This is a genomic window from Pseudoalteromonas sp. SWYJ118, assembly GCF_015864505.1.
In the GTDB taxonomy this organism is placed as follows: Bacteria; Pseudomonadota; Gammaproteobacteria; order Enterobacterales; family Alteromonadaceae; genus Pseudoalteromonas; species Pseudoalteromonas arctica.
The window spans coordinates 139,155-153,517 of the sequence record NZ_JADYXC010000003.1; the positions used below are offsets into that span (position 1 = coordinate 139,155).

At 40.6% G+C, this 14,363-nt stretch carries 13 protein-coding genes; 3 read left to right on the plus strand and 10 right to left on the minus strand.

The annotated features are described in order from the left end of the window. Window positions 1-76 precede the first annotated feature (76 nt). The 8 genes from hisIE to hisG are packed head-to-tail and all read right to left on the minus strand — an operon-like array spanning window position 77 to window position 7,161. Window positions 77-691, minus strand: coding sequence for a bifunctional phosphoribosyl-AMP cyclohydrolase/phosphoribosyl-ATP diphosphatase HisIE (hisIE, locus tag I6F48_RS05085; protein WP_197118964.1), 615 nt, complete (start codon window positions 689-691; stop codon window positions 77-79). Continuing rightward, window positions 682-1,461 carry an imidazole glycerol phosphate synthase subunit HisF gene (hisF, locus tag I6F48_RS05090; protein WP_033038393.1) on the minus strand — a complete coding sequence of 260 codons (780 nt, stop codon included), beginning with the start codon at window positions 1,459-1,461 and terminating at the stop codon, window positions 682-684. The genes hisIE and hisF overlap by 10 nt, the downstream gene beginning before the upstream one ends. Then, window positions 1,443-2,177 (minus strand): 1-(5-phosphoribosyl)-5-[(5-phosphoribosylamino)methylideneamino] imidazole-4-carboxamide isomerase, encoded by a 735-nt coding sequence (locus tag I6F48_RS05095; protein WP_002960267.1) that lies wholly within the window; start codon window positions 2,175-2,177, stop codon window positions 1,443-1,445. The genes hisF and I6F48_RS05095 overlap by 19 nt, the downstream gene beginning before the upstream one ends. Window positions 2,178-2,210: 33 nt before the next feature. After that, the gene (gene hisH / locus I6F48_RS05100; RefSeq protein WP_197118965.1) at window positions 2,211-2,801 is read right to left on the minus strand and encodes an imidazole glycerol phosphate synthase subunit HisH; all 591 of its coding nucleotides are present in this window, start codon (window positions 2,799-2,801) and stop codon (window positions 2,211-2,213) included. Beyond that, the gene (gene hisB, locus I6F48_RS05105) at window positions 2,798-3,859 is read right to left on the minus strand and encodes a bifunctional histidinol-phosphatase/imidazoleglycerol-phosphate dehydratase HisB (RefSeq protein ID WP_197118966.1); all 1,062 of its coding nucleotides are present in this window, start codon (window positions 3,857-3,859) and stop codon (window positions 2,798-2,800) included. Before hisB ends, hisH begins: the two co-directional genes overlap by 4 nt. Continuing rightward, window positions 3,856-4,965, minus strand: coding sequence for a histidinol-phosphate transaminase (gene hisC / locus I6F48_RS05110; RefSeq protein ID WP_197118967.1), 1,110 nt, complete (start codon window positions 4,963-4,965; stop codon window positions 3,856-3,858). The genes hisB and hisC overlap by 4 nt, the downstream gene beginning before the upstream one ends. Then, a complete protein-coding gene (gene hisD / locus I6F48_RS05115; RefSeq protein ID WP_197118968.1) occupies window positions 4,955-6,256 on the minus strand; it encodes a histidinol dehydrogenase in 1,302 nt (433 codons plus the stop codon). Before hisD ends, hisC begins: the two co-directional genes overlap by 11 nt. Window positions 6,257-6,261: 5 nt before the next feature. Further along, window positions 6,262-7,161 carry an ATP phosphoribosyltransferase gene (gene hisG, locus I6F48_RS05120; protein ID WP_007580644.1) on the minus strand — a complete coding sequence of 300 codons (900 nt, stop codon included), beginning with the start codon at window positions 7,159-7,161 and terminating at the stop codon, window positions 6,262-6,264. A gap of 420 nt (window positions 7,162-7,581) precedes the next feature. Here hisG and I6F48_RS05125 point away from each other — a divergent pair, with 420 nt between their 5' ends. Further along, complete coding sequence (locus I6F48_RS05125; RefSeq protein ID WP_197118969.1) at window positions 7,582-7,818, plus strand: hypothetical protein; 237 nt, start codon at window positions 7,582-7,584, stop codon at window positions 7,816-7,818. Between the two features lie 90 nt (window positions 7,819-7,908). On the opposite strand, the gene I6F48_RS05130 is transcribed toward I6F48_RS05125, so the two are convergent. Continuing rightward, a complete protein-coding gene (locus I6F48_RS05130) occupies window positions 7,909-9,765 on the minus strand; it encodes a cytochrome c/FTR1 family iron permease (RefSeq protein ID WP_165728070.1) in 1,857 nt (618 codons plus the stop codon). 283 nt (window positions 9,766-10,048) lie between these two features. Further along, complete coding sequence (locus I6F48_RS05135) at window positions 10,049-11,332, minus strand: cation:proton antiporter (protein ID WP_197118970.1); 1,284 nt, start codon at window positions 11,330-11,332, stop codon at window positions 10,049-10,051. Between the two features lie 344 nt (window positions 11,333-11,676). Between I6F48_RS05135 and I6F48_RS05140 the strand changes: the two genes are divergently transcribed. Together I6F48_RS05140 and tsaB are read left to right on the plus strand one after the other, a co-directional pair. After that, complete coding sequence (locus tag I6F48_RS05140; RefSeq protein WP_197118971.1) at window positions 11,677-13,593, plus strand: ATP-dependent DNA helicase; 1,917 nt, start codon at window positions 11,677-11,679, stop codon at window positions 13,591-13,593. Window positions 13,594-13,602: 9 nt separating this feature from the next. After that, window positions 13,603-14,304: a tRNA (adenosine(37)-N6)-threonylcarbamoyltransferase complex dimerization subunit type 1 TsaB gene (gene tsaB / locus I6F48_RS05145; RefSeq protein WP_166420524.1), complete on the plus strand. Its 702-nt coding sequence runs from the start codon at window positions 13,603-13,605 to the stop codon at window positions 14,302-14,304. Window positions 14,305-14,363: the final 59 nt, after the last annotated feature.

Here is a 14,363-nt window from a genome sequence, read left to right on the forward strand (position 1 = left end):
TAATTTACTCAACTAAAAGCGAAAAACAAAAAGGCCCATATAAATATGAGCCTTTTGTAATTTGCTTTAGCAGGTGCTATTTATGGCGACCTTGTAAGCATTTAACTACATCTTCAAGGGCTAAGCCTTGGCGTTGTAGCAATACAGTAAGGTGATAAATTAAATCAGCAGACTCATTTGTTAGCTCATCGTTATCGTGTTTCATAGCGGCAAGGGCAACTTCTACGCCTTCTTCACCTACCTTTTGACAACTACGGCTTAAGTCTTTTGCAAATAATGAGGCAGTGTAGCTTTTTTCAGGGTCGTCGTTTTTACGCGCTACAATCACATCTTCTAACTGTGCTAAAAAGCTTAAACTTGGTTTTGCTTCATCGCCAAAACAGCTTTGTGTGCCTAAGTGGCACGTTGGGCCTTCTGGGTTGGCAAGTACTAAAATTGAATCGTAGTCACAATCTGTATGCACAGATACTACGTTTAAGTAGTTTTCTGAAGATTCACCTTTAGTCCATAAACGTGATTTTGAACGCGAGTAAAACGTCACTTTATTGCTATCAAGCGTCACTTTTAACGCTTCGCTGTTCATAAATCCTTGCATTAAAATAACACCAGAGCGGGCATCTTGAATAATAGCAGGGATCATTTCACTTTTAGCGAAATCGACTTGATCTTGGTTTTGTTGTGTTACTTGCATAATCTTGCTGCCACTTGGTTATCTGTTAAAAATTGTTTAAGTTCGCCAATGTTAATCACATTTTTATGAAAAACGCTGGCTGCTAATGCACCATCTACTTTGCTTTGTTTAAATACATCAACAAAATCTTGCATGCTACCCGCACCGCCAGAGGCGATTAAAGGAATGTGACATAGCTCGCGAATTTTACTGAGTTGCTCGTTGTCGTAACCGTTACGAACACCATCTTGGTTCATACAGTTTAATACAATTTCGCCTGCGCCTAGGTCTTGTACGCGTTTAACCCATTCTTGCGTTTTATAACGCGTACGGCTTGATGCATTAGGATCGCCAGTTAATTGATACACTAAATACTCGCCGGTAATTTCATCAAAAAAGCTGTCTATGCCGACTACAACACATTGCTTACCAAACTCATCGTGTAATTCTTTAATAAGTTCAGGGCGTGCAATAGCTGGGCTGTTAATGCTTATTTTGTCAGCACCGCGCTCAAGTACACGCGCTGCATCAGCCACTGACTTAATACCGCCGGCTACACAAAATGGAATATCGATATTGCGTGCAATACTCTCTACCCAGTTTACATCAAGTAGGCGTTTTTCAACGCTTGCACTGATCTCGTAAAAAACCAGTTCATCTGCGCCAGCTTCGCTGTAGGCTTTAGCCATTGTTAAAATATCGCCAACAACTTCATGACCTTTAAACTTAACGCCTTTAACTACTTGGCCGTCTTTAACGTCTAAACATGGAATTATGCGTTTTGATAACATGCCAGTGCCTCCTCAACGCTAAATGCGCCATCAAGCAGTGACTTACCTAATATAACGCCGCCCACACCTAGCTCTTTAAGCTTTTTAATATCATCCAGTGAGCTTACGCCACCTGAGGCTTGCACTTTAATTGTGCTGTTGTGGCGAGTTAGGTCTTCGTAAAGCTCAAACGATGGGCCCGTCATTGTGCCATCTTTACTGATGTCCGTGCATAAGAAGTCGATAACGCCTAAGCTCACATAAAAATCAACCAGCTCAAGTAAACCAAATTCAGATTCACTTAACCAACCGTGCGTAGCAGGTGCCCAGCCAGTGGCTGTTTTATTTACATCAAGGGCAATAACAAAGTGCTCTGCGCCAAATTGTTCAATCCAGGCTTTTACTTGTTCGCGTTTTTCTACTGCCATTGAACCAATAACAACTTGGTTTGCGCCGGCTTTTAGCCAATCACTTACATCTTGCTCTGAGCGAATACCGCCGCCCACTTGGTACGGTACGTTAAGCGCTTTGGTTGCAGCTTGAATATGTTTCCACTGTTTTTTACTTGGATCGCGTGCACCTTCTAAATCAACAAGGTGCAGTTTTCCTGCGCCGCTGTCGGCGTATTCTTTTAAGCGCGCGCCAAGTTCGAAAGGGTAAAACTGTGCTGTATCGTATTTACCTTGGTACAAGCGCACAATTTGATTTTGTAATACGTCTAATGCTGGAATAATCACAAATAATCTCTTTTTTGTTAGTTAATAGGCAGCTTATAACTGCCAATCAACAAAATTTTGTAATAAACGTGCGCCAACTTTTGCGCTGCGCTCTGGGTGAAATTGCATGCCCGCGTAATTGTCTTTAGCAACAATGGCTGAAAAGGTTTGACCGTATTCGCCGCTTACAAGTGTTGCGTCGTTTATGGTGTGCGCAAAGCTGTGAACAAAATACACTTGCTCATCAAGCGTTAGCCCTTTAGTTAATGCATGTTCTTTGTTAACGCTTAAGTTATTCCAACCCATATGCGGCGACGTTAAATTGCCTACATCAAGCGCTTTTACTTGCCCTGGTATTTTACCTAGGCACTGTACGTTACCTTCTTCGGTGCTTTCGCACAGTAACTGCATGCCTAAACAAATACCCATAAGCGGGCGCTGGTATTCGTTTATAGCTTGTTGCCAGCCGTTATCGACTAGGCGTTTCATAGCAACCGATGCATGGCCTACACCTGGCAATATTGCGCGCTCATATCCGGCTAATTGCTCGGGTGATGTAATTACTGTTGGCGTTTGCCCTAAGCGTTCAAACGCAAAGCGTACTGAATTAATATTGGCACAACCGGTATTAATTATGGCAATCATAAACATCCCTTAGAGCTGGCTGTTTGTTGGGTTGTGTCTTGTGCTACTGCCATACGAAGGGCGCGTGAAAATGCTTTAAATAAACCTTCTACTTGGTGATGACAGTTACCGTCGCTTACCGATAAAATAAGGCTAATAGCGGCGTTATCACTTAAGCTCTTGAAAAAGTGCTCAACCATTTGTACATCTAAATCGCCGGCTTTTTCGCGGCTAAAGTTAGCGTTTAATACAAATGATGCACGACCCGATAAATCAATTTGTGCTTCGGCTTTACATTCATCCATAGGAAGAGCAAAACCATAGCGCGCAATTTGCGATTTAGTACCGAGGGCTTGTTTAAGTGCGACACCTAAGGCAATACCAATGTCTTCAACAAGGTGGTGCTCGTCTATGTGTAAATCGCCTTTGGCTTTAATGTTTAAACCAATGTTTGCGTGCGTGCGAATTTGATCAAGCATGTGATCAAAAAAGCCAAGGCCGGTGTCTATGCTGCCATTTTTAGTTTGATCTAAGTTTATGGCTACATCAATTTGGGTTTCTTTAGTGTTGCGTGTAACACGACCTTCGCGGTTTGCAGTGGTCAATTTAGTTACTATTGCACTCCAATCGCCGTCGTATAAAATACCTTCACAACATAAGTTTTGAGCAAGGCCAATATCAGTTTCGCGGTCGCCAATAACAAAAGAGCGTGCTAAATCTACTTTGCCTGAGCGCATAAGCTCGGTAAGTAAGCCTGTTTTAGGTTTACGGCAATCGCAGTTTTGCTCGTTAAAGTGAGGGCAAATTAATACTGTCTCAAAGTTAATACCTTGGCTTTGCATTATGTCCATCATTTTGTCTTGTGCAATATCAAAGTCAGCAGTAGGGAAGCTGTCTGTGCCTAAACCATCTTGGTTTGAAACCATCACTAAACGGTAACCTGCGGCTTGTAATTGTAATAACGCAGGAATAACGCCAGGTAAAAATGCTAGCTTTTCAAGGCTATCTACCTGTTTGTCGGTAATTGGCTCTTCAATGATAGTGCCGTCGCGGTCGATAAATAAATAGGGGTTACTCATGATACTTCGTTTCCTGCTAAAGATGCTGCGGTAGCTGGCGTTTGTAGGCCATCTAACCAAATTTTTACTTGTTCAAGTTCTTGTTCACTGCCAATTGAAATTCGTAGCCAGTCGTCTTCACCGTATAGCGTAAAAGCGCGCATAACCAAACCTTGCTCAAGTGCAATTTTAAAGTAGTTTTTATCGGCTAATTTTAAAGTAACAAAGTTACCTTCACCAGTGAGAATTTTTAATGCAGCAGGGGAGGCGTTTAGCCAATCTACTAATTTAGCTTTTAAGCTATTTAAAATAGTGACCTGGCGGCGCATTGATGTAATTGCATCGGGTGCAATTGCTTGCGCTGCAATACTTGCTACTACGCCCGATACCGGATACGGCGCGATGACTTTACGAATTGGCGTAAGTACACTTGCTTGTGCAAGGGTAAAGCCGGTTCTAAGTCCTGCTAGCGCAAAGGCTTTAGATAACGTACGCAGAACCACTACATTACTAAACTCATTAATAAGCTTAGTCGCGCTTTGCTCTGGGCAAAACTCTATATAGGCTTCATCAACAATTACTAGTGCTTTACCCGCAAGTGCTGTAGCAATCGCTTTTACTTTATCAAGTGGTGTTAGGCTGCCCGTTGGATTATTTGGGTTACAAATAAATACTAGTTTTGAGCTGCCAACAGCTGCGACTATTTCGTCAGCACTGCCACTTAATAATAATTCTTGGGTAAGCGCGTTAATACCAACGTTGTGTGTATCGGCGGTAACTTTGTACATACCGTAGGTTGGTAAAAATAGCGCAATACTATCTTTAGCTGGCTCACAGTATGTGCGCACTAAAAGCTCAATGCCTTCATCTGCGCCGCGCGTCATTAATACATTTCCGCTTTCAAGCTCTGTATAAGCGGCGTAACGGTCAATAACCAGTTGCGGTTGTGGATCAGGATAGCGATTTAAATCTTCAATACTCAGTTCAAGGTTTTTAGCATAAGGGCTTTCGTTAGCATTTAGCCACGTAGTACCGGTTAGCTTTTCACTTTTTGCAGAGCTGTATGCAGCAAGGGCTGCAATATTCTTAGGTAATAAGCTAGACGCTTGTGCGCTCTCATTGCTCATTTTTAATTGCCTCTAAACGAATTGAAACCGCATTAGCGTGGGCATCAAGGCCTTCTGCATCTGCAAGTGGTAAAATAGCTTTCGAAAGCTGCGTTAAACCACTTTTGGTAATTGTTTGCACTGTGTATGTACGAAAAAAATCAAGTAAGTTTAAGCTAGAATATGTTGCACTGTAACCATATGTTGGTAACACGTGGTTAGTACCTGATGCGTAATCGCCTGCAGATTCTGGCGTGTAGTCACCTACAAATACTGAGCCTGCATTTTTAATCTTATCTAGGTATGGTGTTGCATCGCCTAGTTGTAAAATTAAGTGCTCTGGCCCGTATTGCGCCGATACATCAAATGCTTGCTCAATTGAGTCAACTAAAATAAGTGAAGAGTTAGCCAGTGCTTTTTCGGCTGTGTCTTTGCGGCTTAAGTTAGCTAACTGGCGTGTAAGCGCCTGTTGAGTTTGTTCTATAATATTTTCGCTGTTACATAATAAAATAACTTGCGAGTCTGCGCCGTGCTCTGCTTGAGAGAGTAAATCGGCGGCTATAAATTCTGGGTTCGCACGTTCATCTGCAATAACTAATACTTCAGACGGACCTGCTGGCATATCAATTGCCATACCCGGTATAGTTTGCGCAACAAGCTGTTTAGCCATTGTTACAAAGCTATTACCAGGGCCAAATATTTTGTTCACTTTAGGAACCGATTCGGTGCCATACGCCATTGCTGCAATGGCGCCTGCGCCACCACTTTCTATTAACGTAGTGATACCGCACAACTTAGCTGCATATAAAATAGCAGGGTTAATGGCTTTATCACCTTGTACTGGTGTAGCAAGTACAACGGTTTTTGCGCCGCTTAATTGCGCCAATACACCCTGCATAATAACCGACGATGGCAGTGGAGCACTGCCACCGGGTACATAAATACCGACTGCTTCGATGGCTTGATATTTCAGTTCACATACAACGCCTGGTTGGGTCGATAATTTAATATCTTTTGGCAATTGCGCTTCGTGAAAACGTTTAACGTTTGCATAAGCAGTATCAATTGCGTATTTAAGCTCTGCACTTAGTGCTTGCTCTGATGCGTTAATTTCATCAAGCGGAACACATAAGCGAGGGTTAGATCTATTATCAAACTCTTTAGCCATGCTAAGTAAGGCTTTATCGCCTTGCTCTTTTACGTTAGCTAAAATAGTTTTGCATATAGCTTCAACCTTGGCACTGGCAGAAACTGCAGGGCGCATTAGCGCCGCTGCTTGTACTTGTGAAGATTCCTCATTCCAACGAAGCATGGCACTTACTCCATCATTTTTTCAATTGGCATAACTAAAATAGAGTTAGCGCCTAGGGCTTTTAACTGCTCCATTGTTTCCCAAAATAATGTTTCGCTGCTTACCATGTGAAGTGCTACGTATTCATCGTTACCCGCAAGGGCAAGTAGAGTAGGTTGACCAGAACCTGGTAAAATTTCACAAATTTCATCAAGTTTGTTTTTTGGTGCGTGTAGCATGATGTATTTGCTTTCTTTAGCTTGTCTAACACCACGTAGGCGCGGCATAAGCTTATTGATTAGTGCTAGTTTGTCAGCATCTTGAAGATCTTTATTTTGAATTAAACACGCGTTTGATTCTAAAATTGTTTCGCCTTGAATTAAGCCGTTAGCTTCAAGTGTTGCGCCAGTAGATACTAAATCACAAATTGCATCAGATAAACCCGCACGCGGTGCTACTTCAACAGAACCCGTAAGCATTACTGTACTTGCGTTAATGCCTTCGCGCTTTAACCACTGAGTTAAGATTTCTGGGTAGGTAGTCGCAATACGTTTGCCTTCAAACCAGCTCTTATCGCGAGCGCCAAGCTCTTGTGGCCATGCAAGTGCAAGACGACAGTAACCAAAGTCTAGTTTTGAAAGTTTAGTTACTTCACTTGGAACACCTTGTCGTTCACGTTCTGCTTGAACTTCTACTAGTACGTTTTCGCCAACTATGCCTAAGTCACATACACCGTCCATTACTAAACCCGGAATATCGTCATCGCGCACACGTAGTACGTCAATTGGCATATTAGTTGAGTGTGCAATTAAGCGTTGTTCACGAAGGTTAAGTTTAACACCTAACTGTTTTAGCAGATCTTGACAATCTTTAGATAGGCGGCCACCTTTTTGGATGGCGATACGTAGACGATTACTGTTGTTCATTATTCATTTTCCTTTAATTTAAAAACTAAAAACCCCGAGGGGAACCTCAGGGCGAAAATGAATCAATGTTATTTGAATCGCCAGAGGTTCCTTTTAGGAATAACCTCTCAGCGAAAGACCTGACAGGTTATTCCGGTGAATGGTGGTGATGATGTACTGTTGTCAGGTTTAAGCGCATTTTTTATCCTATGTAACTGCCCGTTGTTTTGTTAACGTGCAGTTGTTATCTGTTTAAATAAATTTCGCATTCATAAAAACATAAACAGCTATATTATGGCAAGTTTTTTTTAGCTTAATTAAAGCATATGTTATAACTGTCGATAATATTAAGGTAATAAGCGCAATTTTAGCGAATAATTGTTTGTTTATTATTCAAATTAAGCATTTTGACAATCAAACAGTTAAAATAAGGAAGTATGTATGGATATTATGATTCCTTATTTAGGAAGAATAACTAGGCTAGAAGTTGAGACAAAAAGTGCTTTTCATATTGCGGGTGTGCAAAGTGGCGCTGCGGCTGAAAAAGTTGAACTAGAGAATAAAAAAAGGCGTGAGTTACAAAAAAAGAAAAATCTCAATATGCTTGATGATCAAAATAATAAAAAAAAGTCTAACTTAGATGGGGACGAAAATCCCCATTTAGATACATGGGCATAGGTTACAGTTAATAGTTTAAAGTTATTTGTAGATTGCTAGAATTCAAAAAGGGAAGCCTATTTACTAGGCTTCCCTTTTTTGTTGAACTAATTACTTCTGGCTTTTACTTTTGAATATATAAAAGCTAAATATAGCGAATACACAAACTTGAGCCGCAATACCTTGCCATGTCGATTTTATACCAAGCCATGCAATATCAAAGCTCATTGGTAGTGACGCAATACCTATTATATCGGCCTCTTGTAGTGCAATAACGGCTTTGCCCATAAGCACAAATGAGAGTGCAAATAATAGGTAAGTGGTAATTGCAAAAAACTTAGCAACCGGTAATTTAATTGAGTATTTAATTAATACCCACGTAATAATAGCCAGTATTGCTACACCGATGGCAAAACCCGATGCAATAGATGAATATTGAGCCGGCGAGCTTTGTGTTAATAATGACTGGTAAAATAGTACGGTTTCGAATACTTCACGGTATACGGCAATAAAAGAAAGCCCTGCTAACCCCCATAATGTACCCGACTCAAGACGCTTATCTATATTGTCTTTTATGTATTTTTGCCATTGTTGCGCACTGGTTTTACTGTGCATCCATACGCCAACATACAGTAAAATAACAGCGGCAAATAATGCACCTGCACCTTCCATAACTTCGCGACTTGCACCACTTATTTCTATTAATGTTTGCGCAGCAGCCCATGTTAAGCCACCTGCAATAAGTGCGGTTATCCAGCCAACATGTACATATTTAAGCGCATCTTGACGTTTAGTTTTAATAAGTACGGTCATAAGGGCAATAATAACGAGGAGTGCTTCTAAGCCTTCGCGTAGCAATATAACTAAACTTGCTGAGAGGAGTGCACCATCAGTTAGTTTGGTTTCGTTTAGCATGCTATCTGCTTTCGCGAGTTGAGCTAGCGCCGCACTTACTTTATCGCCAACGATGGCAGTATCTTTCTCGTTTTTGAAGGTTTGACGCAGGTTCATCAGTTGTACTTCGATGTTTTTACGCAAAGCTTCGTCGTAAGCATTTAAGTTATTTTCAACAAGTTCAAAGCCATCTAAGTATGCGCTAATTGCTAAGTCACTCGCTTGAGAGTAATTACCTTTAGCATGCGCGGCTTGCGCTGCAAGTAACTGCGTTCGAGTAACCGTTATCGGATTTTTTTTACCGGTAAATAATTGCTCTGGATTACCACGTAACCATTTAACGTAGTGTGCTTGCGCTTCACTTTGACCTGCCGATAATTGTGCAGGGTTTAGGTTTACAATTTGCGAAGCGGTAACATTTTGATCTACATTTTGCGGTTTTTTAACGTCTTTAAATGCCAAGCTACCAACATAAAAAGCTAAAGACCAACGTTGTTGTTCGTTAAATTGAGTAAACGCAACCATTGGCGTGTCGTTAATACCGTTACTTACAGCGTCAAACAAACCCATTAATGAGCGGTTAGTTGCGCGTTCTTCATCGGTAAAGTTGGTAGGCTCTGGTGATAAGTTTTTTGCAAGCGGGCCGTCGCCTTGACCACTTGGGCCGTGACACATTGAACAGTTAGCAGCAAAAAGCGCTTTGGTTTGCTCAACAGGTAGTAGTGACGTAGGTAACGATAGCTGCGGCATAAAGACAAGAAGTGATTCACGAAGCGCAGAGCTTGCTGCGCGTACATCGGCAACGCTTGCTTTATTGGCAATCGCTGAATGCAAGGCTTTAGCTTGTACCTTTACTGTGTCGAACTCATTTGTTTGGCTTGATAGCTGTCCAGCTTGCTCAATAATAACGTGCGCAAATTCAGTCATTTCTTGATATTCGTCGGGGTCGAGTATTTCACCATTCCCAACAGCTGCTACGTAATCAACACCTACGTACTCTGCAAGCTGTGCAATTTGCTTTATTTTTATTTGTTGATCGGGTGAGGCAGAAACGCTAAAGCTTGCCGTCATCATGATCAAAAGTGCAAAAATGAAATTAAGCTGACGCTTGCTTACAGACACAAAGTTAATAAACATGTGAGAATTATTTATGGACATTGAAAAGCCCTGCAGAGGAAAAGCCAAAATTATAATTGTTTTCATTTGCATTTCAAGCAGATTAATTTAAACAAAGCAGATAAATAAAAAGGATAACAATTTATATAACTTTAAAGTGTTTTTGTAACACGAGAGTAACAGTAACCAAGTGATTTTTATAATAACTTGGTTACTGAATGTGTTGCAGACAAAGTATTTATTACTTGGCTTGCTCAGCTGACTTAATGCTGCTTTGAATAAGCGGCGAAATAGTTAAGCCTTGTACAATAATAGAAAATATAACCACAACGTAAGTAACAATAACGATTAAGTTATGTAGGTCTGAACCGCCTACAAAAACTTGCTCGCGTGGTATAGCTGCGGCCATTGCCAGTGCAAGGCCACCACGTAGTCCACCCCAGGTTAAAATTTTAACACTGTGTTTATCGTAAGTCCTAAAGCGTTTAAAAATTACAAATGGTGCGCCTACACTTATAAAGCGTGCAAGTAATACCGCAGGTACCATTAATAAGCCTAAACCTATTTCGCCAATAGTGATTGGCATAGTAACTATCAACATACCTATTATTAAAAACAGTAGGGCATTTAAAAAGCTGTCGGTTGCATGCCAAAAGTCTTTTACGTAGCGTGTGTCTTCAGGGCCTGTGCGCTCAGTTGCTTTAGTGCGGGTGATATTACCCATTAATATGCCGCTCGTTACCATAGCAAGTGCGCCAGATATTTCCCAAATATTTGCAGCAGCAAAACCTGCGGTAGGAATCGTTAAGGTAATTAATAAGCGAATGTTTACATCGCGGCTATTAATAATTAAAAAGTGGCCAACTAATGCAATGACTAAACCAAATGCAATACCCCCTATGGCATCAACAAAGAATAGCTCTGCTATGTCGCCAAATTGTGCATCGGTACCATAAAAAGCAACTGAGAATATAGTGGTAAATATAACTAAACCGATACCATCGTTAAATAGCGACTCACCTTCTACTTGAACTGAAATACCTTCTGGTGCTCTCATTTGTTTAATAATAGCAAGTACAGCAATAGGGTCGGTTGGACTAATAAGCGCGCCAAACAATAAACAATAAATAAAAGGAACATCAAAACCAAAAACGGGGAATAAATAAAAGCTTAAATAGCCCACTATAAATGTGGAAGCAATGGTTGAAAATAATACCAGAGCAGTAATTTCCCATCGCTGCTTACGTAGGGCAAGTAGGTTTATTTCGAGCGCACCCGCGTAGAGTAAAAACCCCAACATGCCTTTAAGTAATAACTCGTTAAAGTTAATACTGGAAACAATTTGGGTCATTGCTAATGCATTTTGATCGCCTAATAATTTAACTGCAATGATCAGCAATAAAGAAATAACCACAGAGCCCGTTGTAATGGCAATAGTAGTTTGCATTTTGAGGATGTACTGGTTTGCAAAGGCTATAAATATTGCAATTGCAGAGAGAAAGCAAATGAGGTACCAAGCATTCATTGATTAACCTTAACTATTTTTTAAACGACACACAAAAAGGAGGATTATAAACCCGCGTATGGTACTCCTGTAATATTTGAGAGTCACAGTATTTATACCTTTATATCGCTTTTAATAAGGATTATTTTTAGTAAGAGTTAATAACAAATTAGGCTTTGTAAATATTGTCATCAATAAATTAAATGTACGTTATAAATACAGAGTGTATTGTAAAATCGAATAATGAATCACTCCCTAAGCTCGAATAATAAAACGCACGTTAACCCATAAAATAAAAGTGCGTTTTGTAATTACTTGCCCTAAATGCTTTGCTTACGTAAAATCCCGCTATTATTTATTTTAAAGTGATTGGTATTATCAAACAGCTGTTTAGTGCAACCGGACCTTTGGCGTCATCGTTAGATGGATATACGCCTCGCCAACCACAAATTGATATGGCTGTAGCCGTTGCTGATGCATTAAAAAACAGTTCGCAATTAGTTGTTGAAGCAGGCACGGGTACTGGTAAAACATTTGCCTATTTAGCGCCTGCACTCAAATCAAAAGGCCGAACGATAATATCGACTGGCTCTAAAGCCTTACAAGAGCAGTTATACCACCGCGATTTACCTCAATTAGTAAAAGCGCTTAGTGCTTCTAAAAAAACCGCCTTATTAAAAGGGCGTGCCAATTACTTATGCACCTACCGACTAAACCAGCATGTTGCGCATGTACCTACTGACGACTCTGATGTAATGCACCAACTAGCCATGGTGGCTAAGTTTGCCAGTGAAACGCAGTCAGGCGATTTAGCCGATTGTATTGGTATAGAAGATGATGCCAAAGTGCTGCCTTATGTAAACTCAACAGCCGATAATTGTTTAGGCAAAGAATGCCCAGACTTTCAAAGCTGCTATATACGTAAAGCACGTTTAACTGCGGCCGATGCTGATGTGGTTGTTATTAACCACCATTTGTTTTTTGCCGACATGGCCGTAAAAGAAAGTGGCTTTGCTGAACTTATGCCAAAAGCCGATGCGTATATATTTGATGAAGCCCATCAGTTAAGTGAAATTGCCAGTGATTATTTTGGTGAGAGCATTAGCACTAAAAAGCTGGTGGATTTAATTAATGATTTACGTGCTATATATAGAGCCGAAATTCCCGATATGCTGCAGCTAGGTAAAAGCTTAAATAAGCTTGAAACAAGCGTTGCTGATTTACGATTACAGTTTGGTGTTGATGGCAGTAGAGGCGATTGGCGAGAAAAGCTCAGCGACAAGCAAATATGTGCGGCGCTTCATCGCGTCATCAGTGATTTAGACTTTGTTTATCAAGTACTTAAACTTTGCCTAGATAGAAGCGATAAAATAGAGCATCCGTTTGAGCGTGCCTTGGCATTTAAAGGGCAGTTAGAACGTGTTTTTGATACGGCTCAAACCGGCTTTAGTTACTGGTATGAAACAACGCGCCGTTATTTAACAATCAATATAACCCCACTAAATGTATCAGCTAAATTTGCTCAAATGATGCAAGACACGGGCGCAGGCTTTGTATTTACATCAGCAACACTTTCGGTCGACAACAAACTCGAGCATTTTAATGCAAGCCTTGGTTTAAAACCAAAGCAAAGCATGATGGTAGATAGCCCATTTGATTACCCTAATCAGGCGCTGCTGTGTTTACCGCGTTACTTACCCGAATCGCACGCGGATAATATGCCCCACGCAATAGTAAAATTAACACTTGAGCTTATAAAATCAGCACAAGGGCGTTGTTTTGTGTTATTTACGAGCTATCGAATGATGCACTTAGTTGCCGAAGGACTCACCACGCAAATAGACTACCCAGTTTATATGCAAGGGCAAATGTCTAAGCGTATTATTTTAGAGAAATTTACCCGCCATGGTAATGCTGTATTACTCGGCACGGCTTCTTTTTGGGAAGGCGTTGATGTACGCGGCAGTACGTTAAGCTGTGTTATTATAGACAAATTGCCATTTGCAGCCCCTGACGATCCATTACTACAAGCTAAAATGCAAGATTGCCAAATGCAGGGTAAAGACCCTTTTTCACACATACAATTACCACAAGCTGTTATTGCACTTAAACAAGGTGTTGGGCGTTTAATTCGAGATAGTAAAGACAAAGGCGTACTTGTAATATGTGATAATCGCTTAGTTACACGACAATATGGCCAAGTATTTTTAAAAAGCTTACCGCCGATGCGCCGCACGCGAAGCTTAGAAGATGCCAATACATTTTTAAAACAAATTAATTAGAGTAATAAAATGATCAAAAGTAATATTCTTGCCCTTGATGCTTCAACAGAAGCACTTTCAATTGTTTTACATTTTCAGGGCCAAACATTTCATCATTTTGAAGAATGTCCGCAGCAGCACAGTCAAAAAATATTGCCACTTGTGGATGAGCTATTAACTAAAGCAAACTGTAAATTAAAAGACTTAGATGTCATTGGTTTTGGCCAAGGCCCGGGCAGTTTTACTGGTGTGCGTATTAGTGTAGCAATAGCACAAGGTTTAGCGTATTCAACTAACTTGCCGCTTGTAGGTGTGTCTACTTTGGCTATTATGGCGCAACAAGCGTTTGAACAAAACGGCAGCCTGAGTGTTTACCCAAGTATAGATGCGCGTATGGGTGAGATATACTTTGCACATTACCAAGCGCAAAATAATCTAATGCTTTTAGTTAACCAAGAATGCGTTATAAAACCTGATTTACTTAATAATGATTATATAGCGACTACAGAGCCATCTGTAGCGGTGGGCACGGGCTTTAAAACCTATCCTGATGCGCTTAATGACTTTGAAAACGTGACAATTAATACTGATATTACATTGCCTGATGCGCGTTATATGTTAGCGCATGTTGAAGCCGCGTTTTTAGCGGGTGATGTTGTAAAAGCGAGTGACGCTCAACCTAAATATGTGCGCGATACTGTAACGTGGAAAAAGCTACCAGGTCGTGAGTAATCATATCTTGAATTCAAGTATTATTTGCAAATTGGTTGTTTTTAAATCATAATTTTATG